21 protein-coding genes are annotated in these 20,662 nt (G+C 72.2%); 13 read left to right on the top strand and 8 right to left on the bottom strand.

Annotated features, from left to right (window positions below; translation table 11 throughout):
* Positions 1-26 precede the first annotated feature (26 nt).
* From ACMATS_RS04690 to ACMATS_RS04680, 3 genes are all read right to left on the bottom strand, one after another.
* Positions 27-344 carry a hypothetical protein gene (locus ACMATS_RS04690; RefSeq protein WP_414166986.1) on the bottom strand — a complete coding sequence of 106 codons (318 nt, stop codon included), beginning with the start codon at positions 342-344 and terminating at the stop codon, positions 27-29.
* 325 nt (positions 345-669) lie between these two features.
* Positions 670-1,323, bottom strand: coding sequence for a maleylpyruvate isomerase N-terminal domain-containing protein (locus ACMATS_RS04685; protein ID WP_414166985.1), 654 nt, complete (start codon positions 1,321-1,323; stop codon positions 670-672).
* A 9-nt stretch (positions 1,324-1,332) separates the two neighbouring features.
* Positions 1,333-2,664 (bottom strand): lanthionine synthetase C family protein, encoded by a 1,332-nt coding sequence (locus ACMATS_RS04680; RefSeq protein ID WP_414166984.1) that lies wholly within the window; start codon positions 2,662-2,664, stop codon positions 1,333-1,335.
* A gap of 224 nt (positions 2,665-2,888) precedes the next feature.
* On the opposite strand from ACMATS_RS04680, the gene ACMATS_RS04675 reads away from it, so the two are divergent.
* From ACMATS_RS04675 to ACMATS_RS04650, 6 genes are all read left to right on the top strand, one after another.
* Positions 2,889-3,029: an LxmA leader domain family RiPP gene (locus ACMATS_RS04675; protein WP_390778702.1), complete on the top strand. Its 141-nt coding sequence runs from the start codon at positions 2,889-2,891 to the stop codon at positions 3,027-3,029.
* 105 nt (positions 3,030-3,134) lie between these two features.
* Complete coding sequence (gene lxmK, locus ACMATS_RS04670; RefSeq protein ID WP_414166983.1) at positions 3,135-4,280, top strand: class V lanthionine synthetase subunit LxmK; 1,146 nt, start codon at positions 3,135-3,137, stop codon at positions 4,278-4,280.
* Complete coding sequence (locus tag ACMATS_RS04665; protein ID WP_414166982.1) at positions 4,277-5,236, top strand: T3SS effector HopA1 family protein; 960 nt, start codon at positions 4,277-4,279, stop codon at positions 5,234-5,236. Before lxmK ends, ACMATS_RS04665 begins: the two co-directional genes overlap by 4 nt.
* Before the next feature lie 109 nt (positions 5,237-5,345).
* Positions 5,346-5,819, top strand: coding sequence for a carboxymuconolactone decarboxylase family protein (locus ACMATS_RS04660; RefSeq protein ID WP_390778705.1), 474 nt, complete (start codon positions 5,346-5,348; stop codon positions 5,817-5,819).
* Positions 5,820-6,059: 240 nt separating this feature from the next.
* Positions 6,060-6,290, top strand: a complete 231-nt coding sequence (locus tag ACMATS_RS04655; RefSeq protein ID WP_414166981.1) for a hypothetical protein — start codon at positions 6,060-6,062, stop codon at positions 6,288-6,290.
* The gene (locus tag ACMATS_RS04650) at positions 6,283-7,377 is read left to right on the top strand and encodes a response regulator (RefSeq protein WP_390778707.1); all 1,095 of its coding nucleotides are present in this window, start codon (positions 6,283-6,285) and stop codon (positions 7,375-7,377) included. Before ACMATS_RS04655 ends, ACMATS_RS04650 begins: the two co-directional genes overlap by 8 nt.
* An 18-nt stretch (positions 7,378-7,395) precedes the next feature.
* On the opposite strand, the gene ACMATS_RS04645 is transcribed toward ACMATS_RS04650, so the two are convergent.
* On the bottom strand, positions 7,396-8,010 hold the full coding sequence (locus tag ACMATS_RS04645; RefSeq protein ID WP_390778708.1) for a TetR/AcrR family transcriptional regulator: 615 nt from the start codon (positions 8,008-8,010) through the stop codon (positions 7,396-7,398).
* Between the two features lie 169 nt (positions 8,011-8,179).
* Between ACMATS_RS04645 and ACMATS_RS04640 the strand changes: the two genes are divergently transcribed.
* Genes ACMATS_RS04640 through ACMATS_RS04625 form a run of 4 tightly spaced genes read left to right on the top strand, consistent with a single transcriptional unit; the run spans position 8,180 to position 13,023 of the window.
* Positions 8,180-8,716, top strand: coding sequence for a (2Fe-2S)-binding protein (locus ACMATS_RS04640; RefSeq protein ID WP_390778709.1), 537 nt, complete (start codon positions 8,180-8,182; stop codon positions 8,714-8,716).
* Positions 8,713-9,714, top strand: coding sequence for an FAD binding domain-containing protein (locus ACMATS_RS04635; RefSeq protein WP_390778710.1), 1,002 nt, complete (start codon positions 8,713-8,715; stop codon positions 9,712-9,714). Before ACMATS_RS04640 ends, ACMATS_RS04635 begins: the two co-directional genes overlap by 4 nt.
* Complete coding sequence (locus tag ACMATS_RS04630) at positions 9,711-11,900, top strand: xanthine dehydrogenase family protein molybdopterin-binding subunit (RefSeq protein WP_414166980.1); 2,190 nt, start codon at positions 9,711-9,713, stop codon at positions 11,898-11,900. The genes ACMATS_RS04635 and ACMATS_RS04630 overlap by 4 nt, the downstream gene beginning before the upstream one ends.
* Complete coding sequence (locus ACMATS_RS04625; protein WP_414166979.1) at positions 11,884-13,023, top strand: XdhC family protein; 1,140 nt, start codon at positions 11,884-11,886, stop codon at positions 13,021-13,023. The genes ACMATS_RS04630 and ACMATS_RS04625 overlap by 17 nt, the downstream gene beginning before the upstream one ends.
* Before the next feature lie 74 nt (positions 13,024-13,097).
* Here the strand turns inward: ACMATS_RS04625 and ACMATS_RS04620 are convergent, their stop codons facing one another.
* The 3 genes from ACMATS_RS04620 to ACMATS_RS04610 form a co-directional block, all read right to left on the bottom strand.
* On the bottom strand, positions 13,098-13,187 hold the full coding sequence (locus ACMATS_RS04620; RefSeq protein WP_336412250.1) for a hypothetical protein: 90 nt from the start codon (positions 13,185-13,187) through the stop codon (positions 13,098-13,100).
* 1 nt (position 13,188) lies between these two features.
* A complete protein-coding gene (lanL, locus tag ACMATS_RS04615; protein WP_414166978.1) occupies positions 13,189-15,963 on the bottom strand; it encodes a class IV lanthionine synthetase LanL in 2,775 nt (924 codons plus the stop codon).
* A gap of 151 nt (positions 15,964-16,114) precedes the next feature.
* The gene (locus tag ACMATS_RS04610; protein WP_414170656.1) at positions 16,115-17,143 is read right to left on the bottom strand and encodes a radical SAM protein; all 1,029 of its coding nucleotides are present in this window, start codon (positions 17,141-17,143) and stop codon (positions 16,115-16,117) included.
* 192 nt (positions 17,144-17,335) lie between these two features.
* Here ACMATS_RS04610 and ACMATS_RS04605 point away from each other — a divergent pair, with 192 nt between their 5' ends.
* The gene (locus tag ACMATS_RS04605) at positions 17,336-18,031 is read left to right on the top strand and encodes an IclR family transcriptional regulator (protein ID WP_390778716.1); all 696 of its coding nucleotides are present in this window, start codon (positions 17,336-17,338) and stop codon (positions 18,029-18,031) included.
* A gap of 5 nt (positions 18,032-18,036) precedes the next feature.
* On the opposite strand, the gene ACMATS_RS04600 is transcribed toward ACMATS_RS04605, so the two are convergent.
* Positions 18,037-19,254: an alpha/beta hydrolase family protein gene (locus ACMATS_RS04600; RefSeq protein ID WP_391149377.1), complete on the bottom strand. Its 1,218-nt coding sequence runs from the start codon at positions 19,252-19,254 to the stop codon at positions 18,037-18,039.
* Positions 19,255-19,379: 125 nt separating this feature from the next.
* Here ACMATS_RS04600 and ACMATS_RS04595 point away from each other — a divergent pair, with 125 nt between their 5' ends.
* Together ACMATS_RS04595 and ACMATS_RS04590 are read left to right on the top strand one after the other, a co-directional pair.
* Positions 19,380-20,054: a phosphotransferase gene (locus tag ACMATS_RS04595; RefSeq protein ID WP_414166977.1), complete on the top strand. Its 675-nt coding sequence runs from the start codon at positions 19,380-19,382 to the stop codon at positions 20,052-20,054.
* A gap of 23 nt (positions 20,055-20,077) precedes the next feature.
* Positions 20,078-20,647 carry a cysteine hydrolase family protein gene (locus tag ACMATS_RS04590; protein WP_390778719.1) on the top strand — a complete coding sequence of 190 codons (570 nt, stop codon included), beginning with the start codon at positions 20,078-20,080 and terminating at the stop codon, positions 20,645-20,647.
* Positions 20,648-20,662 lie beyond the last annotated feature (15 nt).

Below are 20,662 nucleotides of genomic sequence, written 5' to 3'. Positions count from 1 at the left end.
CGGGCACCGCCGTGTGACATGAGGTGTCAGTAGCTGGTGACCCAGCCCCGCTTCACCTCGGTGCCCGCCGGGCAGTACACCCACACCTCGCGGAAATTGGTCATGGGACCGGCGTTCTGGAAGCTGCCGTCCGAGCAGGCGGCGTTGGCGTACCAGGTCGCCTGCCCGATGACGCCGCACTGGACGTGGTAGAAGGGCTGGCCGTTGTTGAAGCCGATGTACTCGTTCACACAGTTGAGGTTCGGGGCCCCCGCAGTGGCGGCCTGAGCGGACGGAACGGCCCCGAACAGGGCTCCGGCAAGGGCGAGTCCGGCCACCAGGCCGCCCGTTATGCGTCGACGCATGTGCTGAATCCGATCTGTGATGGTCCAGGGGGATACGACGGCGTTGATCATTACAGGGGGATACGGCGGGGACGAGGGGGGTTCCGGTCACATGATCCGGAGTGTGGCCCGTTTCGGTGCCATGCCGTGTTCAGGACGGTAACTTCGGCTACGGGGCCGGGACTTTCGGCCCAACGCGTTATTTTTCGCGCCGTGGTAATTGGCGAATGCGGTGCGTGATCGCGCCCCAAAGGGGCGCGGGGCGATGACATATGCGGCTCCGCCGCGTGGGCGCGACCAGCCACGACGAGCCCGCAGTCGACGTACTGCCCATCCCGCGGGGCGCTCAGCCGAGTGCGAGAGGCAGCTGCGCATCCAATTCACCGAGTCCGACCTTCTCCGCATCGGTCGGGACCCGGCGCCCCGTGCCGATCAACAAGGCATCCTTGTCGGAGAACGACGCCGGGAACGCGGCCCCGGCAATCTCCTCCAGCATTGCGCGGGACCGGGACAGGCTCTCGGCGGGCGGCTCTGCCGCGTCCGGGAGATGGGCGATCAGGTCGAGATGGTGCAGCGTCCATTCCATGACGTACGCGCAGAGATAGTCGTCGACGGTGAGCACTTGGTCGCGGGTGCTCACCCGGGCGCCCGGATCCGCGAGTTCGGCAGCGCGCCCGGCGGCCGAACCGACGTCGTCGAAGTGGTGCTTGAGCAGCGCCGGGTCCTCGTACGCGGCGGCCAGCCGGACGGTCAGCGGGTCGAGCGGGTCGTCGCCGGTCGGGGGTTCGCCGACCTCCCAGTACGTGATCGCGTCCCTGGTCGGCTCCGTTGCCGCAGGGGTCACCAGGGTGATCAGGACGTCCTGCGCGTCGATGATCAGGTGGCACACCAGGTCCCGCACGAGCCAGCCGGTGCAGCCGGACGGCCGCTCGAAGTCGTCGTCCGCGAGCGCGGCGACCGCTGCGCGCAACGCCGTCCACGAACGCGAGAAGAGGTCCACTGCTGCACGCTAGCGTCCGCCTAGGAGGAGCGCCATGTCCCAACGGCCGGCCGGCCGGCGGCCGGTTGCGTAGGTGTGCAGGGCCAGCGCGTTGCCCGCGGCGCCGAGGAGGAAGCCGGGCTCGTCCTGGCGGCCGTGGGGGAGGCCGAGGTCGGTGCGGAAGCCGAAGGGGGCGGCCGGGTCGTACCGGTCCAGGAGGCGCTCGGCGAGAGTGTCGGCCAGGGCGGACAGTTCGGGCTCCGGGCTGTCCGGGTTGTCGACGCGCAGGACGATCTGGAGGAGTCCGGCCCAGCCGTGGCACAGGTGGGGTTCCGTCACGCGCGCCAGGTCGTCGGTGTTGCGGAAGGCGTCCAGGAGTACGGCCGTGGCGCGGCGGGCCCAGTCGTCCCGGCCGAGGGCCCGGGCCGCCTGGTGGAGGGCGGCGGCGACGCTGGCGCTGCCGTAGCACCAGCCCAGCAGGGTGGCCGGGTCGGTGGGGGCGGCCTGTCCCGTCGCGTCGATCTCGAGCAGTCGGGGCCAGGCGGGACGGCCCTGGCTGTCGTCCCTGAGCTGGGTGAGACACCATTCGGCCAGGCCTTCCACGGACCGGCTCAGCCCTGGGCGCTGCACACCGTGGAGGAGCGCGGTGGACAGCAGGGCCAAGGGGCCGGCCACACCGTGGGCGAGGCCCAGGCTCACGTAGCCGTGCGGGGACGCGGGTGTCCTCTGGCCCACGGTCCACGCGGGGATGGGGATGCCGTCGGCGTCCCGGGTGCCGTCGACGTGTCGCAGGGTGTCGAGGACGGAGTGGAGGGTGGCGTCGTCGGAGGATCCGGAGCCGGATTCGGATCCGGAGCCGGATTCGGCGAGGAGGTACACGCCCAGGCCCGTCAGTCCGTAGAGCAGGTCGTAGTCGAGCATCTGGAGACCGCCCGCACCGCGCAGGCGGTCGCGGACGGTCGTGCTCAGGCGCAGGGCCGCCGGGTCCACGGCGGATCGGATCTTGTCACGCAGCGCGGCATGCCGGGCACCGCCTCCGTCGGCGTCCACGGCGCCGCAGGCGAAGCCGAGGCCCGCGAGTCCGCTGAACAGGCCGACCCGGGCTGCCGTGCTCTTCAGGCTGCCGGCGCATACGGCCAGGTGGGCGTCTGCCATCGGCCTCAACCGGTCGTCCTCGTGCGCCAGTTCCGCGAAGAGCAGGGCCACCCCCGCGTGGCCGCCGGCGAGGAGGGTTCCCGTCAGGCCCGGAGGGACGGGCGTGGTGTGGCCGGCGACGTAGCGGGGGTCGGCCAGGCGCTCGGCCACGTCCTGGACGACATCACGGGCGCGGGCGCGCATCCGGCCCGTCTGATCGGATTTCACAGGTCCACCATGCCAGGAGAGGACAATCCGTTTGTCGGGCGGAAGTTGATGCCTTTTCAGGCGCATGGCGAAGGTGTCTCCGATTGGCGACTCCGGCAGTCAACCATCGGCCGTAGTGGGCGCTGCACCCGTGTTGATGTGCTCTCTGCGGGAGCGCGGCAGACCCCCTCCGCCGGGCTCCGGACACTCCATCCTCTGTAACTCGCATGAAAGGCAGGATTATTATGAGCACCGAGGATCTGATGGCCGGTTTCTCCTTCCACGTGGACGCCGAGGAGTTCGCGGCGGACGCCTGGGCCGCGCAGGACATGGCCAGCGGCAACCCGCTGACCACCACCTTCTGCTGCTCCGTGCAGTGCGGCTGACGCCTCGCGCGTAGGCACTGAACCTTTCGGTGCCGAGCAATTCCCCGTGTGGGCCCGCTGGTTGCGGCGGGCCCACACCCCCTTGCAGTTTCCGGGAGGAACCCCGTGCACACCTCCGCCCGTCATCCGGATTCCTACGGCGTCCCGCAGGCCGGTGCGTTGCTGGCCCGCCTCGGCCTCGGGGAGTTCGTCCCCGGACGCATCCGGGCCCTGCCGGGGCGGAACGCGAGCTGGTCCGGTCCCACCTTGTCCGGCAGGCATGTGTTCGTCAAACAGCTCCAGGGGCCTGCGGAGGACAGCCTGCAGCGCTTCCGCCGGGCACTCGCCTTCGAGGAGACCGCCGTGCGGGCCGTGCAACCGCGGCTGTGCTCGCCGCCCCTGCTCGGGCACTGCGAGTCGGAGCGGTTGCTGGTCCACGCCTGTCTGGACGCGCGCTCCGGCGCCGACCTGCTGGCCGACCGTGCCTGGGACGCATCCCTTTCGCAGGCGCTCGGCCGGACCGTGGCAGCCGTGCACATGCTGCCTCTGCAGCCGGACACCGCCGGGGATGCCGCACCTCCGTTGCTGCCCCCGCTCCATCTTCTCGATGCTCTGCCCGAGCAGGGCTACCTCATGGCCAGTCAGGCGGAACTGGAGTTGTGGGGCCTGCTCCAGCGTGACACCGAACTCGTCGAGAGTCTGCGCAGGTTGAGGGAGAGCGAGCGCCGGGCGCCACGGCGTCCGTCCCACTGCGATCTGCGGCTCGACCAAGTGCTCGTCCACGAGGGAAAGCCCATCCTGGTGGACTGGGAGGAGTTCCGCTGCGCCGACCCGGCGCGGGACATCGGCAGTGTCGTCGGCGAACTGCTGTGGACCGCCGTGACCCGCATTCCCGCCGCACGTGATGACACAGCAGCGGCTTCCGAGATTGTCTCCGGGCCCGTCTCCGCGCACGATATCGCGGCCGCAGGCGCCCGCGAGTGGCAGCGGCTGCGTCCGCTCGCCACGGCCTTCTGGCACGGATACCGGCACACGGACGAAAGCCGCCGCCCCGAGCCGGACGAGCCACGCAAGCCGGACGAGCCGGACCCTCATCTCGCCGAACGCGCCTGCGGATTCGCCGGCTGGCACCTGCTCGACCGCGTCCTGGCCCACGCCGGCGAGCAGGCCCGCCTTCCGGCGACCGGGCGGGCCGCCGTCGGCATCGGCCGCCGCATCCTGACCGCACCGCACGACACCATCGCCGTCCTCGGCCTCACGGAAGCCTCATGACTCGTGACATCGCGGCAGCAGCTCCCCTCCTGCCGCTGCTGCCCTGCGCACTGACCAGCGCCCTGGCGGACGTCCGCCTCGACCTCCCGGCGCTCCGCGCACAGGTCGGGCAGGAAGACGTGAGCGCACAGAGCCTCGAAGACCTGCGGAGCAAACTGGCCTCCGCCCTCTACCGCACCCTGCACACAGGCGCCCCGCCGGCGGACGAGGCCCCCCGCGCCCGCTCCCGGTGCGACCCGGACCTCGAACTCCGCTTCCGCGTCGGCATGCCGCACCGGCGCACCGTCAGTCCCGTACGCGTCCTGGAACGCCGGCCGGCGGCGGACGGAACCGTGCTGGTGGAACTCGACGGCGTGCGCGTCCGACTGCCCGAGGCGCGCCTGACGTCCGCAGGACCGCGCGACCTGGCCGCGCACGAGGCGGCACGGCCCGCCCTGTCACCCGGCTTCTTCTTCGCCCACGGCTCGCGGGGACGACCGCCGCGGGGTCCCGTCCTCCGGCTGTACGTCCACCTCCGGCACCCCGACGCCGCTGTCGCCGCATGGGCGGCTGCCTTGCGCGTCCTGGAACGGCAGACCCTGCCCTATCAGGCGAAGGTCCTTTCCGCCCCGCAGCACTACCCCCGGCGCGACGCCCTCGTCCTGTACCTCACGGCCGCCCACCAGGCCGTCGCCGACGAAGTGGCAACGGCCGTCTCCGACGTCGAAGGGCTCGGCACGAGCACCTCCGCCCTCGCCGAACCGCTCGCCCCCGGCGTCGCCATCGCCTGGGAGCCGGCCGACGCCCGGCCCGGCATGCAGGGCCTCAGCTTCGGCCAGCACCGCGCCCATGCCGTCGCCGAGGGACTCCTCGCGCACGCCCAGGACCCGCGGACACCGCAGCAGTCGGCGATCGCCCGGGCCATGCGGGCCGCATCGATCGATCCCGCGGCTCCCCACCGGAACCTGCCGGCCTGAGAACACCGGCCGGACAGGGGAGACGCAGGTCACATTCCTCCATGTCACAACGTGCCGGGCTCGCTCCGTCCTGGTTGTGCAGCCAACGACCTCCACGAAGGAGCACACCATGAACGCCCGTCTGAACGCCTTCGCCAGCCCGACCACCGGCAAGGTGCTGAAGGGTCTCAACTCGGCAGGCAAGGCGGTCTCGGACTCCGCCCTGCCGGCCGCGACGCAGGAGCTGGTGAAGATCCGTGCCAGCCAGATCAACGGCTGCGGTTTCTGCCTCGACATGCACACCAAGGAGGCCGCCGCGGCCGGTGAGACCTCGACGCGCCTCCACCTGGTCGCGGCGTGGAAGGAGGCCACGGTCTTCACCGACGCGGAGCGCGCGGCGCTGGAGCTGACGGAGCAGGGCACCCGCATCGCGGATGCGGCCGGCGGGGTCACGGACGAGGCCTGGGCGAACGCCGCCAAGCACTACGACGAGGAGCAGCTCGTCGCCCTGGTGTCCCTGATCGCCCTCATCAACGCCTACAACCGGATGAACGTCATCGTCCAGCAGCCCGCCGGCGACTACCGGCCCGGCCAGTTCGCCTGACGACGCGTGTCTGCGGGGCTGCCTGCGGCAGCCCCGGGACCGCGTTGCCGCACCCGCCGTCCGATCCGCGCAACGCCTGCCAACACCACGCGTGGAGAGCGGCAACGGCGGCCGATGTTGCCGATTGGTCACTCGCCTGGCGCAACGCCTTCGCTTCCCACCATCCTGTGGCTCACCTTCTGGAGACCGGCTTGGGGCGCTGTTCCGCCCCCAGTTCGACCAGGTGATGAAAGAGGAGCCATGGACCGTTCACTGCTGTCGACGAGAGCGACACTGGTGCTGTTACTCGCCGTGCTGGCCGGAGCGGCAGTGGGCCTGCTGTCGGCGCTCGCGGGGGACGGGACGGCGCGCTGTGCGCTGTGCGGGCTCGCCGCGGCGGGCGGTGCCCTGCCGGTGATCAACCAGGTGATCACTCCCGACCGCACCGGCGGTGAACCCCGCTTGCAGCCGTCGGGGGACGACCATGGGTGAGCTCAGGCCGTTGGCTCAGGAACTCACCCCGGAATCCCGTGCGTTGGCGCTGGCACTGCGGGAGCTGTTCGAGGGCCTCGAGGTGTCGGTACGCCGGTACGCGGCACGGCGGGTCCGCGACGCCGGCACCTTCTCCCGCTATCTCGGCGGCACCCGCGTCCCCCCGTGGGAAGTGGTGATGGACCTGCTCACCGACGTGGCCGAACACCGCGGCACGGCCGCCACTCCGGAGGCCGTCGAGCTCGTCCGCCGCCTGCACCGGGCCGCCGTCGAGACCGGCGCCGCCCCGCGCCACGCGGTCGAGGTTCTCGAGCAGCAACTCGCAGAAGCCGACCGGGTCTCACGGCGCTCCACCGCACGCGGCGACGCCCTGGGGGACGCTCTGCTGGACCGCAAACACCGCATCGCGGACCTGGAGGTCCGCCTGAGCCAGCTCGAAGCGGAGTGGAGCGCGGAGCGGGAACGGGCCGACCGCCTGGCTGCGGCCAACCCCGACGTCACCGAGCTCCTGCGCGAGCGCGACGTGCTCCAGGGCGAAGTCGCCCGGCTGTCGGCCGACTTGCACGCTGCGCAGAAGCAGCGCGAGGACGCCGAGGAGCGGTGCGCCCTGCTCGAACGCCAGCTGTCGGCCGTCGAGCAGACCCGGCAGACGGCCGGTGCCCTGCCCACCGCGACGCCGCAGGCCATGCCCAAGGTCCTCATCGTCGACGACCAGTCGGACAATCTGCTGGCCATGACCGCCGTACTGTCCACCCTCGAACAGGAGTTGGTGGCGGTCTCCTCCGGTCAGGAGGCGCTCAAGGCGCTGCTCGACCACGACGACTTCGCCGTGATCATCATGGACGTCCAGATGCCGGACATGGACGGCTACGAGACCGCGGCCCACATCAAACGCCGCCCGCGCAACCGTGATGTCCCCATCATCTTCCTCACCGCCATGGGCGCCGACCCCGAACACTCCGCCCGGGGCTACGCCGCGGGCGCCGTCGACTACATCGGCAAGCCCTTCGACCCGTGGGTGCTGCGCGCCAAGGTCGCCGTCTTCACCGGGATTTACCTGGAGCGGCGGCGTGTGGAGGGCCGGTAGGCCGGACGAACCGGCCCGTCACCCCTCCCCGTCCGGACGGACCCCCGGCGCACCCGCCCGGAGTCCGTCCGTAACGAGGTCGAAGAGGCGCTGGGCGCGCTCGTGCGCGTCGTCGTGCGCGCTGATGTGCCACAGTCCGGAGATCGCGAGCAGGAGGTCGTCGGGGGTCACCCCGGGGCGGATGGTGCCGGCCGTCTCGTTGGCCTCCAGGAGGAGTTCGATGGCGTCCGTGACCGGTGTGTGACCCCAGCGCGCCGGCGTGGCGGGTGCGCAGGTGGCCTCGCGCATCGCGTCGGCCAGGCCCGCCTTGGCCGATGCGTACTGGGCAAGGCGGTCCAGCCATTCGCGCAGGGCCTGTTCGGGCGGGCGGGTGTCGAGCAGGTGGCGGGCGGCCTCGAAAACCTGTTGCACCTCGAAGCGGTAGACCTCGAGGATGAGTGACTCCCGGTCGGGGAAGTTGCGGTAGAGGGTGCCCTGTCCGACGCCGGCCTTCCTCGCGATCGTGCTGAGCGGCACGGAGGGTGAGCGGGTCAGCTCGGCGAGGGCCGCTTCCAGTATGCGCTCGCGGTTGCGCAGGGCGTCCGAACGCCGGGGCAGGGGCTCGTCGTTGTGCTGTGCCGCCTTCGTCCGCACCTGTTTCCCTCGCCCTCGGTTCGTTCCGGGTCGTCGACCCTTGCTGAGCGGACAACTGTCCGCTAACTTCGGAGACTCGGACACATTTTCCGGACAACCGTCCGCTTGAGCTCACTCTAGTAGCAATCGCTGTCGCAGTGCGAACCCCTCACGCCGAAAAGGGCCGTTCATGACCGCCTCGACGTCCAGCGTCATCACCTTGCACGTCAACGGAAAACCCCACACCTTCACCGTCGACCACCGCACCACCCTGCTCGACGCCCTGCGCGAGCACCTCGACCTGACCGGCACCAAGAAGGGCTGCGACCAAGGACAGTGCGGCGCCTGCACCGTGCTGCTCGACGGCCGCCGCACCGTCGCCTGCCTGCAGCTCGCGGTCGCGGCCGAGGGACGGGCGATCACCACCATCGAGGGCGTCGCCGACGGCGACCGACTGCACCCGGTGCAGGAGGCGTTCCTCGAACTCGACGGCTACCAGTGCGGCTACTGCACCCCGGGCCAGATCTGCTCGGCCCTCGCGGTCCTCCGGGAGCACGCCGCCGGCTGGCCGAGCGCCGTCACCGCGGACGTCCGCCCCGAGGCGGGCCCGCCCGCCCTCACCGACGACGAGATCCGGGAGCGGATGAGCGGCAACCTGTGCCGCTGCAGCGCGTACCCGGCGATCGTCCGGGCCGTCGCACAGGCCGCCAAGGCGGTGTCCGCGTGAGGGAGTTCCGCTACGAGCGCGCCACCGACATGGCCGGTGCACTCGCCCTGCTCGGGGCCGAACCCGACGCCCGCCCGCTCGGCGGCGGCACCAACCTCGTCGACCTGATGAAGAGCGGCGTCGAGCGGCCCGCGCTCCTCGTCGACCTGCGCGAACTCCCCCTCGACCGGATCGAGCCCACCGCCGACGGCGGCCTGCACATCGGTGCGACCGTCACCAACAGCGACCTGGCCGCACATCCCCATGTACGCAGCCACTACCCGGCCCTGGCGCAGGCCGTCCTCGCCGGCGCCTCGGGCCAGCTGCGCAACATGGCCACCGTCGGCGGAAACCTGCTGCAGCGCACCCGCTGCGGCTACTTCACCGGTGCGGCCGATGACGTCGCACCGTGCAACAAGCGCGTCCCGGGCAGCGGCTGCGCCGCCCTCGCGGGCGAGCACCGCAACCATGCCGTCCTCGGCGCCTCCCCGCACTGCGTGGCCGTGCACCCCTCCGACATGGCGGTGGCCCTGGCGGCCTTCGACGCGGTCGTCGCCTACGAAACCCTGGACGGGCCCGGCGAGTTACCGCTCGCCGAGTTCTACCGGCCGGTCGGAAAAACCCCGCAGGCGGAGACCGCCCTGCCATCCGGCGCGCTGATCACCGGCATCGTCCTGCCACCGGCACCGATCGCCGCAGCCTCCCGCTACCGCAAGGTGCGCGAGCGCGCCTCGTACGCCTTCGCCATCGGCTCGCTCGCCGCCGCCCTCGACGTACGGGACGGCATCGTGCACGAAGTGCGCCTCGCCTTCGGCGCGGTCGCCTCCCGCCCGTGGCGGGCCCGGCAGGCCGAGCACGCCCTGACCGGGGGCCCGGCCGAAGCTGCGGCGTTCGCGGCCGCAGCCGACGCCGAACTGGCCGCCGCCCGGCCCCTACCGCACAACGCCTACAAGCTGCCGCTCATGCGCAACCTGGCCGTCAGCGTCCTGACCGAACTCGCCGAGGAGGCCGCCCGATGACCCCGGCAACGACCACGGCAGTGACCACGGGAACGACCACGGCAACGACCGCCGGGCTCGCGCCCCGGGCCGTCGGCACACCGCACGTCCGCCGGGAAGGCCGCGACAAGGTCACCGGCACCGCCCGCTACGCGGCCGACTTCCCCGCCGACGGACTCGCCCACGGCTGGATCGTGGTGTCCACGGTGGCCCGCGGCCGCATCCGCTCCGTCGACGACATCGCCGCCCTGAAGATGCCGGGCGTGCTCGCCGTCCTGCACCACGACAACGCACCCCGCCTGAAAGAGGACTTTGCCGGCACCTTCGGACCCGACGCCACCACACAGGTCCTCCAGCACGACCGCGTGCCCTACGCGGGCTGGCCGGTCGCCTGCGTCGTCGCCGAGACCCCCGAGCAGGCCAGGGAAGCCGCGGAGACGCTCGTGGTCACCTACGACACGGCACCGCACGACGCGGACTTCCGCCCCGGACACCCCGACGCCTACACACCGGAGGCGGCGGGCATGGGACCGGCCCGCACGGACAAGGGCGACGTCGAGGCCGAACTCGCCGCCTCCGACGTCGTGGTGGACGCCCGGTACACCACCGCGGAGGAACACCACAACCCGATGGAGCCGCACGCGGCCATGGCACGCTGGGACGCCGGCCGGCTCGAAGTCGTCGACACCACTCAGGGCGCGTACGCGACGGCACAGGACCTCGCCCGGCTCTTCGGCCTCGACCCCGCCTCGGTACACCTGCGGTCCGAGCACGTCGGCGGCGGCTTCGGCTGCAAGGCCCAGGTCCGCCCGCACCTCATCCTCGCCGTCATGGCCACGACCCTGCTCGAACGGCCCGTCCGCATCGCACTCACCCGGGCCCAGACGTTCACGCTCATCGGCCACCGCAGCCCCACCGCCCAGCGCGTCCGGCTGGGCGCCGGCACCGACGGCCGGCTGCGCGCCCTGGAGCACACGTCGCTCAGCGCCACCTCCACGGTCCGTGATTTCGTCGAACCGAGTGCCACGTACGCGCGATCCATGTACGACGCGAACGGCCACCGCACGGTCCACAGCGTGGTGCGCCTCGACGTCCCCACACCGACCTACATGCGTGCGCCGGGCGAGGCCCCCGGGTCGTTCGCCATGGAGTGCGCGCTCGACGAACTGGCCGAGCGCTGCGGCCTGGACCCGATCGTCCTGCGCACCCGCAACGAACCCGCCGCCGGCCCCGTCTCCGGCCTGCCCTTCGCCGGGCGCCGCCTGCTCGACTGCTTCGCCGAAGGAGCCCGCCGGTTCGGGTGGTCCGAGCGCGACCCGCGGCCCGGCGTCCGCCGTGACGGCCGCTGGCTCGTCGGCACCGGCACGGCCGCGTCCACCTTCTTCACAGGCGCCTTCCCGGCGACCGCCGCCGTGACGGCCTGCGCGGACGGCACCTTCACCGTGCGCATCACCGCGGCGGACATCGGGACGGGCGCACGCACGGCCCTGGCCCAACTGGCCGCGGATGCCCTGGAGGTGCCCGAGGACCGGGTGCACGTGCTCATCGGCGACAGCGACTTCGGCAACGCATGGCTGGCCGGCGGCTCCATGGGCACCCGCTCCTGGGGCTGGGCGGTCATGCTGGCGGCCCGCGAGCTGCGGGAGCGTCTCGCCCTCGGCGCGGACATCCCGGCGGACGGCATCACCGTACGCTCCGACACGGAACAGGCGGTGCGGGCCCTCGCCGCATACGAACGGCACGCGTACGGGGCCCAGTTCGCCGAGGTCGCCGTGGATCCCGGCAGCGGCGAGATCCGCGTGCGGCGCATGCTCGGCATCTTCGCCGCGGGCCGCATCGTCAACCCGCTCACCGCCCGCAGCCAGCTGACCGGCGGCATGATCTGGGGCCTGTCCATGGCCCTGCACGAGGAGGCCGTCCGCGACACCGCCTCGGGCAGCCTGGTCAACGCCGACCTCGCGGGCTATCACATCGCGGCCCACGCGGACGTGCCCGCCATCGAGGTGGACTGGCTGGACGACGCGGACCCGGACGACCCGGTGGGCCTCAAGGGCATCGGCGAGATCGGCACGGTGGGGTCCGCGGCGGCGGTCGCCAACGCCGTCTGGCACGCGACCGGCGTACGCCACCGGGACCTGCCGATCCGGCCCGACCGAGTCCTGATGTCCGCCGCACCGACGGGGCAGGACCGTGCTGGACGTCGCTGAGGAACTGGCCCGGTGGACCGCAGAAGGGCGGGACTTCGCCGTCGCCACCGTCGTGGCCGTGAGCGGCAGCGCCCCGCGCGGCCCCGGCGCCGCCCTGGCCGTGGACGGCCGCGGCGAGGCCGTCGGCTCGGTCTCCGGGGGTTGTGTGGAAGCGGCGGTGTACGACCTGTGTGTCCGGGCGCTCCAGGACGGGACGGTGCTCCGGGAGCGGTTCGGCTACAGCGACGAGGACGCCTTCGCGGTGGGGCTGACCTGCGGCGGCACCCTCGAGGTCGTGGCCGCCCCGTTTCCCGTGGCCGCACCGGGCCGGGCCGTGCTCGCCCGGGCGCTGACGGCAGCCGCCGGCGGCGGGGCGGTGGCCCTGGCCCGGGTCGTCCGCGGCCCGGCCGAACTCCTGGACGGGATCCTGCTCGTCCGGCCCGACGGCTCTTCCGAGGGCGGCCTCGGCGGCCGGCCGGAGCTGGACCGTACCGCCGTGGCCGAGGCGCGGGCGCTGCTCGCCACGGGCCGCACCGGCACCGTCGAGCTGTCGCAGGAGGGAGCGCACTGCCCCGGCGGGGTGACGCTCCTGGTCGAGCCGGCTCTCGAACCACCGCGCCTGATCGTCTTCGGGGCGGTCGACTTCACGGCGGCGCTGGTCCGGGTCGGCAAGTTCCTCGGCTACCACGTCACCGTGTGCGACGCGCGCCCCGTGTTCGCCACGGCAGCGCGCTTCCCCGAGGCGGACGCCGTCGTGGTCGACTGGCCGCACCGCTACCTGCGCCGCACCACCGTCGACACGCGCACGGTGCTGTGCGTCCTCACCCACGACGCCAAGTTCGACGTGCCGCTGCTGCGGGACGCCCTGCGCCTGCCGGTCGCCTTCGTAGGAGCGATGGGCTCACGCCGCACCCATCGCGACCGCGTGCGGCGGTTACGTGAAGTGGGCGTCAGTGAAGCCGAGTTGGCGCGCTTGCGCGCCCCGATCGGCCTGGACCTGGGCGGCCGCACACCGCAGGAGACGGCCCTGTCCATCGCGGCGGAAATCGTCGCTGCCCGGCACGGCGCCACGGGCCTCCCGCTCACCGGGACCCGCACGGCGATCCACCACGTCCCCGACCCGCCGGCACGGGCCGCAGGCTGAGCGGCGGGACTCCGGTATGTGGGTGCCTCTGCCCCCCCGACGGCAGAGGCACCACGACCCGGCGCTTGCTTCGGCTACTTCGGCGACGTCACGTACGACGTCATCGTGCACGGCCAGTAGCCCGTCTCGGGCTCCTCCTCCAGCAACAGCTGCAGAGCAGTCACGTCACGCTCCATCCCATGTCACCCCCTCTCGTGTCCGGTCGCGGTGCTGTTCACCTGGCCGGTCCGGCCCGGTGAAGACTCGGGGCAGCCACATGCGGGGGCCGCCGTCGCGCAGGCGCAGCAGGAAGGCGAGGACTCCGGCCAGCCCGGTGCCGTAGGCGGGGCCGGCCGAGAGGCCGGTCTCGTCCGGTGCGAGCATGCGCCCGTCCCGCAGGGTGTGGCGCACCTGGATGGCGGTGGCGAGTTCCTCGGCCCAGTGGTGATAGCGCTGCTGTCCGCTCGCCTGGGCGAGGTCGAGGAGGAACTCCCCGTCGCCCGCCAGTCCGTGGCACTGGGCGGTTGCGGTGTGCCAGCGCGAACGGCGGACGGCGAGCGCGGCCTGTCCGGCGGCTTCCTGCAAGCCTTTCTGCAGGCCTTCCTGCAACTGGGGATCGTCGCTGTCCTGCCCTGCGCGCAGCAGGAAGGTGCCGACTCCCGAGGAGCCGCTGCACCAGTTGGTTCTGCGGACGCGGGACGAGGGGCCGGAGGTCCAGTAGGCGGCGCCGTCGTCGAGCTCGACCTGTGCGAGGAGGGTGCGTGCGGCGGCGTCCGCCGTCTCGTGGCAGGCGGGGTCGTCGGTCGCGCGGCCCGCGGCGAGCAGGAAGGCACCGATGCCCGCGATGCCGTGGGCGAAGCCGTGATGGACGAGCCCTGCGAGGCCGGACGGCCAGTTCCGCGGGATCTGCCAGTGGACGAGCCCGTCGTGGCGGACGGCCGCCGACATCACCGCGGCGGCGGCCTCGCGCGCCCGGTCGAGGAAGTCGTCCGCACCGGTGGCCTCCCAGAAGCGGAGCTGGGTCATGCCCGCTCCGGCGGTGCCGTGGCAGATGTCCGGGTTGGGCCAGCACATCGGGACCCGGCGGGCCAGTTCGGCCGCACGGTCCGCCAGTTCGCCGTCGGCGAGGACCTCGGCCGCGTCGAGCAGGGCCCACGCCGTGCCCGACCGGCCGAAGTACAGGCCCGGCAGCACCCGTGGCTCGCGGCCGCAGCGCTGCACGATCCAGTCGGCGGCCGTGGCGACGGCCTCGCGCAGGGCCGGGTCCGGTGCGGTGCGGCAGGCGCGGGCGAGGACGCCGAGAATCCCGGCGGCACCGTTCTGGACGGTGAAGGGATCGTCATTCGTGCCGGAGTTCGTGCCGGAGGGCTGCGGCGCCCAGAGCCACTCCGCGGCGTCGCGGTCCATCGTGGCGAGCAGGTGGTCGAGCGAGTCGTCGGTCAACTGCTTGAGACCGGCCGGGGCGGCCGCCAGCACCACCGCTGCCCCGGGGCCGTCTGCCACGGCGCGCCGTACGTCGGCCAGGCCTGGGCGCCGGGCGGGCTCCTCGTGCAGCAGATCGAGGACGACCGGGGCGAGCTCCCGCGCGGCGGGATTGCCCGGGCACACGTGGCCCAGCCAGTGCTCGATCCGTTGACGGTCCGGGCGAACAGGAGGTTCGTCCGGCGCGAGCAACGGGTCGGCGCCGGTGAGGAGATGGAAGAACGTGGCGCCGAGACCGTGGAGATCGGCGGCCGGCCCGGGCGCCGCGCCGGTCACGGGCGCGTGCACCTGCTCGGGCGCCGCGTAGCCCGGCGTGTACGCGCGCAGGACCTGCTCCCCGGGGCGCGCGAGCAGTTCGAGGTCGATCAGGCGGAGCTCGCGGTCCTCGGTGACCATGACGTTGTTGGGGGTGAAGTCCCTGATGACGAAGCCCTCGCGATGGACGAGCTCCACCAGGTCGACCAGCCGGGCGGCGAGATGCCGGGCGGTGTCCGGGGACAGGCCCCAGGTTCCGCCGTCGTCCGGCGCGATGTGCCGGGCGACCCACTGCCGGAGGGTGACACCTGCCACGGCCTCCTGGACCAGAAAGAGATCGCCCTGCTGCTCGAAGAGCGCAACCGGGCGCGGAGTGAGACCGGAGGACGCGAACAGCTCCAGCATGGCGGCCTCGTGCCGACGCGTGTCGCGCGCGTCCTGCCCGGCCAGGGTGTTGCCCGTGTGGGGGCGTGCCTGCTTGACGATGACGGGCGCGGCGGTGCGCGTGTCCGTCGCCCGGTACACCCCGCCGGTGAACGCGTGCCGGATGACCTCGTCGACGACGTACCGGTCGTCGAGCCGCACCGGCTTGGGGCGCTCGGGGTCCGTTCCGTCCGCGGCCGGGGGAGCGGTGCGCTGAGCAGTGAAGGGATCCTCCGGCGCCCACGGCGGCGGGGAGAACCATGCGGCGCGCCGGTCCAGGACCAGCGAGCCGTCGGGTGCCATCAGCATGGCCTCGTACGTCGCCTCGTTGCCGAGCACGGTGACGCCCCGGTACACGCCGAAGCGGTAGTGCACGAGGCTGCCGGGGCGGTACGGGCGGTCCGAGAGGATGCCCGGGCCGGGCAGCCCCCGGGTGGCCTCGTCCAATTCCTCGGCCAGCTCGCGCAGTTCGCGGTCGCCGCATTCCGGGTAGACGGTGATGAACTTGCCGCCCGCACCGCGGTCGGCCTGCCGGGAGGTGAGTTCGGCGACGCGGCCGAGCGTGGAGGCGAACTTGAACGTGCACCGGCGGCGGGCCAGCACCTCGGCCGACCGGGCCAGCACCAGCACGGCGGAGAGGGGAGTGGCGGACAGGTGCAGCTTCCACCCCTGGACCCGGGTGGACGTGCCCGCCGGCCTGACCTGGCACCAGAACTCGCCCGGTGAGACCTGCCAGTCGTCGGGTGCGTGCCGGGCGAGGACGGACCGGACACAGTCCTCGAGGAGCGAGCCGTCGTCCATCTGCCTGCCTTTGTCGAAGTCGGGTGCGTACCGGCGCCCCGAAGGGGCGCGGGGCTGTGTCGATATGCGGCTCCGCCGCGTGGGCGCGACCAGCTCAAGACGGCCCGCAGTCGCCAGACCGCCTTCCACCGCAGCGCTGAGCGTGGAGCGTTCAGAGGCGGAAAGCGGATCGGCGCCCGATCCTGGCGAGGTCCTCGGCGGAGCCGAAGTGGCGGTCGATGCGACGGACGGCCTGCGCCCAGTCCCGCATGGTCACCACCGGAGCCAGCGTCTCGACGACGAAGGGATCGCTCCTCCTGGCGAGCGCCCGCTCCCACAGCACGTGCGGGGACTCGTCGAGCACGTTGCCCACGCTGCCCTCGTAGATCGGCATGGCATGCACGTCACCGTCCGGGGTCACATGCATGACGGGCAGGGCCTCCCCCTTCGCGACGGAGTCGGGGTGCATCATCTCCCGCCGGTTGTCCTCGACCGCGACGCGCAGCCCTGTCGGGGCAAGGGCCTTGAGGAAGGTGAGCGTCCCCGGGTCGCACAGCCGGCGCACCTGCTCGTCGTCGAGGAGCTCGTGGTCGACGAAGCCCTCGCGGCTGGCCAGACCGGCGGGGATCGTCACGCCGAAGACCAGGTGCCGCATCTCGGGAAACCTGGGGGCGATGTCCGAGCAGAACGCCTCGACCTGGTGGTGGTTGCTGCGCATGACCGCGACCTCGACACCGAACACACCGGGCGTCTCGCCCCGCGCCTTCAACGCACGGGACGCCTCGTCCAGTAGCTCCAGTGCCCTCACGGCGCGCTCGAAAGAGAACATGCGGCCCCTGATCCGGTCGTGCACCTCGGCCGTCGCACCGTCCAGGCTCACCGCGACGCCGTGGACCGTCCTGAGGAGTTCCTCCGCCAGTGCCGCGTCGACGGTCCAGCCGCTGGTGTAAAGGACGACGGGGCTGCCCACGCGCGAGAAACGCTCGATGATCTCGAAAAGGCCGCGCACGAGCAGGGGTTCGCCGCCGGCTATCGCGACTTCCTGCGCGCGCAGGGACGCCAGCGCCTCGGCTATGCGAAGGAGCTCGCCGTGCGAGGGCTGCCGGGACGGTCGCCGTCCGGACTCCGAATAGCAGTGCATACATCGCAGCGGACACGCATAAGTAATGTCCCAGATGACGCCCGCAGGACCGTTCTGCATGTTCACCGGACCCCCTTCCGCGAGGGACGTTGGCGCAGCGACGTTCACCGTAGCTTTGCCGCGACGGGCGGACGAACCCGTGTTCCGCTGAGCGGACCGCTCAACTACAGGCGCGACACGCCTAGTTGTCATTTACACGCCGTTTATTGCGGTGCTGTTGACTTAATTCCGATGACGGAAAGGGGGGCGTCCATGCCCGGTTCCGCGGGGCGGGGTGTGCTGGACGGGGCTTTCGCCCTGCTGGAGGCGATACAGGAGGCCCGGGAGGCCGGGCTCACCGCGCTGGCGGCAGACAGCGGGCTGCCGAAGACGACGGCGCACCGGCTGCTGGAGCAGCTGGTCGAACTGGGTGCCGTCGAGCGCCACGGTGTCAACTACCGCATGGGACCGCGGATGTTCCGGCTGGGCCGGGAGTGGCAACCGCACCCGGGGCTGCGAGCCGCCGCCACGGGCCCGATGCGGCGGCTGGCCGCCGCCACCGGCGCCACGGTCGCCCTGTGCGTCCTGCGGGAGGGCAGGACCCTGGCCGTCTCCGGAGTGCCGGGCGTGGTCGACGACGTGGCCCCGGTGCAGCCGGGGACGAACTGGCCCTGGAGCACTGCCGCAGGCAAGGCACTGGTCGCCGTGGCCCCGTCCGGCACGCCCCTGGACCCGCTGCCGGGCTCCTGGCGGCACGAGGCCTCGGCGATCCGCGACAGCGGGGTGGCCCTGGACCGGGAGGCGCTGATCCCCGGCGTGTGCTGCGCGGCCGTGCCGGTGACCGTCGGCCGCGGCAGGGCCGTCGGCGCGCTGTGCGCGATGGTGGATCCCTCCCACGACGTACGGCGCCTTGCCCGCGCCGTCGAGCGCGCGGGACGGGCCGTCGACGCGGGGCTGCGCGGTGCGTGACCTTCCTAGGGCAGGAACTTCACCTCCGGGAAGGCCGGGGACGGACCGTCGAGCAGCTGCCCCCGGCGGTGCTGCAGGTGCCGGTCGAAGAAGGCGAGCGGGTACGCCTGCTGGATCCGCACCGCCCGTGCCGGATCGAGGGTGCCGATCCAGCCCCGGAGCTCCTCGTCGCTCATCCCGACCGCCTTCGCCAACTGCGGTATCAGCACCTGGTTGTCGCCGTACGAACTGTGGATCGCGCCGTCGGCCTGTACGTTGAGCCGCCACCCCCGCAGGTGCGACCAGAACTCGGCGACGGCAGGCTCCCCGGCCCGGGTGAACTGGGCCGTCATCATCATGAACGGCCGGTCCAGGTCGGCGGTGATCGCCGGCAGCATCGGGCCGTCGAGACTCAGCCCGGCCCGGACGCGCCGGTCCTCGACCATGAGGCGGGCGGTCGCCGTCCCGCCCTTCGACCAGCCGAACATGCCGATGCGGTGCAGGTCGAGAGCCCCGCACAGGCCATCCGGCAACGGCCGCTGTGCGGCGTCGGGATTGCGCCCGGCATCGAGATCCTCGATACAGTCGAGGACGAACCGGATATCCGCGGCGAAGTCCGCAGGCCCCAACGCGTACTTCGGGTCCCTGAGTGGGACGACGACCCGGTTGTCGGGGAACTCGCTGAACGCGTCGTGCGTGTGATCCACGGTGACCACCACGTAGCCGTGGCTGGCGAGTTCCTGAACCATGACGGTGTGATCGGCGCGATGGCTGTGCGCGCCGTGCGAGTACACGACGACGGGCAATCCACGGCCCGTTCGCCGCACCGGAGCACCCTCGTGACCGGCCGTGAGCGGCGCCACCATGGCGTCGGCCTTGAACCCCGCGGACGTGAGGAGCGCTTGCAGGGCACCGGCGGGCATCCAGGGTGCTTGCGGATACCGCCCGGTGTCCCGGGCGGGGTACCAGACGCCGGCCATCAACTCGCGGTGCTGCCCGGGCCCTGCCACGGGATCCGGACGTGAGGCGTCGACGAGGTGCAGCGCCGCCGTGCCCACCGGGTACGGCCCGGTGGGCACGGGGAGGGTGAGCTGCGCCGGGCCGGGGGCCGTTGCGGCCGCCCACGCGGGGCGAGCGACGCCGAGCGGCACGGCGACACCGGCGGCCAGCGCGGCTCCCAGCATGCGACGGCGGGAGAATCCAGTTCGGCCGGTGATTCGGTCCGTGAACGGCGTGGTGGTCATGGAGAGAACGTTGTCATGCGACGCACGCGAGCACATCCAACCGCCGAGCTAACTCTGCAGGGTGACGCGGTCGGTTCAGCAGTCCCACAGCCCGGGCCGGGGGCCGGGCTGGTTAGAGTGGCCGCGTGAACGATCATCCCGGACCTCGGCCCCCGTCCCCGGTTCGGCTCGGCGCGGGTGGCAGCGAGGGCGACTGGATGCCCGTCGCTGCAGGCGAGTCGGGAGCCGCCGTCTTTCGCAACGCGGACGCCACTCGGTATGCCAAGTGCGTGCCCGCTGCGGAGGCAACCGCCCTGGAGGCCGAGCGCGACCGGGTTGCGTGGCTGGGCGATCAGGGGATTCCGGGGCCCCGGGTGCTGGACTGGCACTTCGGCGACACGGGCGCCTGCCTGGTGACCAGTGCCGTCTCCGGCGTACCTGCCGATCAGGTGTCCGCCGCCGACCTGCAGGCCTCCTGGGGACACATCGCGGAGGCGGTCCGCCGGCTGCACGAACTGCCCGTGCCACAGTGCCCGTTCCTCCGGGACCTGGACACCATGATTGCCATGGCACGCGACGTCGTGGCCCGTGACGCGGTGAACCCGGAGTTCCTCCTGGCGGGATTCCTCGATCTGGGCCGCCTCGGGTCGGCCGACCGCCACGCCGATCTGGCGCTGCTCCTCGCCAATGCACGGGAGACGTGGAACGACGAGGAGCCGGCGCGGGCCGCGGATGCCGCGTTCGCCGAGACGTACGGCATCGCCCTCGATCACGACCGCCTGCGGTTCTACCTCCATCTCGATCCGCTCACCTGGGGCTGACCAATGAAGAAGGGACGGCAAGCATGGCCAACAACAACGCACTCCTGGTGATGGACGTGCAAGAGGACATCGTGGACATCGTCGACGACGGCGGTTCCGGATATCTGCCGCGCCTGCGCAGGGCGATCGACGGTGCCCGGGCGGCGGGCATCCCCGTGATCTACGTGGTCATCGCGTTACGGGCGGGCCGGCCGGATGTCGGCGCGTGCAACAGGGTGCTCACCAGCGCCGTGCAGTCCGGCCTCTTCACCGAGGGCGCTCCCGGCACCGGAATTCACCCCGACGTCGCGCCCGAGCAGGGGGAGATCGTGGTCACCAAGAGACGGGGGAGTGCGTTCTTGGGCAGCGACCTCGACGTGGTGCTCAGGGCTCGCGGCATCAACAACCTTGTCCTCGCGGGCATTTCCACCAGCGGCGTCGTGCTGCACACCGTGTGCCAGGCCAACGACATGGACTTCGGCCTCACCGTTCTGGCGGATGCCTGCCTGGACACCGACCCCGAGGTGCACCGGGTCCTCACCGAGAAGCTGTTCCCGCAGTGGGCAGATGTCGTCACCGTCGAGGACTGGCTCACGGCCATCACGCCGCAGTAGAAGGAGATGTCCCTC

The organism is Streptoverticillium reticulum, from assembly GCF_047456005.1.
Taxonomy (GTDB): domain Bacteria; phylum Actinomycetota; class Actinomycetes; order Streptomycetales; family Streptomycetaceae; genus Streptomyces; species Streptomyces reticulum.
This window is presented reverse-complemented; position numbering and strand designations above follow the sequence as displayed.

Excerpts from the sequence above, each read along its gene's own strand:
- ACMATS_RS04690 (WP_414166986.1), bottom strand. The coding sequence starts at position 344 with ATGCGTCGACGCATAACGGGCGGCCTGGTGGCCGGACTCGCCCTTGCC.
- ACMATS_RS04675 (WP_390778702.1), top strand. The coding sequence starts at position 2,889 with ATGAGCACCGAGGATCTGATGGCCGGTTTCTCCTTCCACGTGGACGCC.
- ACMATS_RS04665 (WP_414166982.1), top strand. The coding sequence starts at position 4,277 with ATGACTCGTGACATCGCGGCAGCAGCTCCCCTCCTGCCGCTGCTGCCC.
- ACMATS_RS04660 (WP_390778705.1), top strand. The coding sequence starts at position 5,346 with ATGAACGCCCGTCTGAACGCCTTCGCCAGCCCGACCACCGGCAAGGTG.
- ACMATS_RS04655 (WP_414166981.1), top strand. The coding sequence starts at position 6,060 with ATGGACCGTTCACTGCTGTCGACGAGAGCGACACTGGTGCTGTTACTC.
- ACMATS_RS04650 (WP_390778707.1), top strand. The coding sequence starts at position 6,283 with ATGGGTGAGCTCAGGCCGTTGGCTCAGGAACTCACCCCGGAATCCCGT.
- ACMATS_RS04640 (WP_390778709.1), top strand. The coding sequence starts at position 8,180 with ATGACCGCCTCGACGTCCAGCGTCATCACCTTGCACGTCAACGGAAAA.
- ACMATS_RS04630 (WP_414166980.1), top strand. The coding sequence starts at position 9,711 with ATGACCCCGGCAACGACCACGGCAGTGACCACGGGAACGACCACGGCA.
- lanL (WP_414166978.1), bottom strand. The coding sequence starts at position 15,963 with ATGGACGACGGCTCGCTCCTCGAGGACTGTGTCCGGTCCGTCCTCGCC.
- ACMATS_RS04610 (WP_414170656.1), bottom strand. The coding sequence starts at position 17,143 with ATGCAGAACGGTCCTGCGGGCGTCATCTGGGACATTACTTATGCGTGT.
- ACMATS_RS04605 (WP_390778716.1), top strand. The coding sequence starts at position 17,336 with ATGCCCGGTTCCGCGGGGCGGGGTGTGCTGGACGGGGCTTTCGCCCTG.
- ACMATS_RS04600 (WP_391149377.1), bottom strand. The coding sequence starts at position 19,254 with ATGACCACCACGCCGTTCACGGACCGAATCACCGGCCGAACTGGATTC.
- ACMATS_RS04590 (WP_390778719.1), top strand. The coding sequence starts at position 20,078 with ATGGCCAACAACAACGCACTCCTGGTGATGGACGTGCAAGAGGACATC.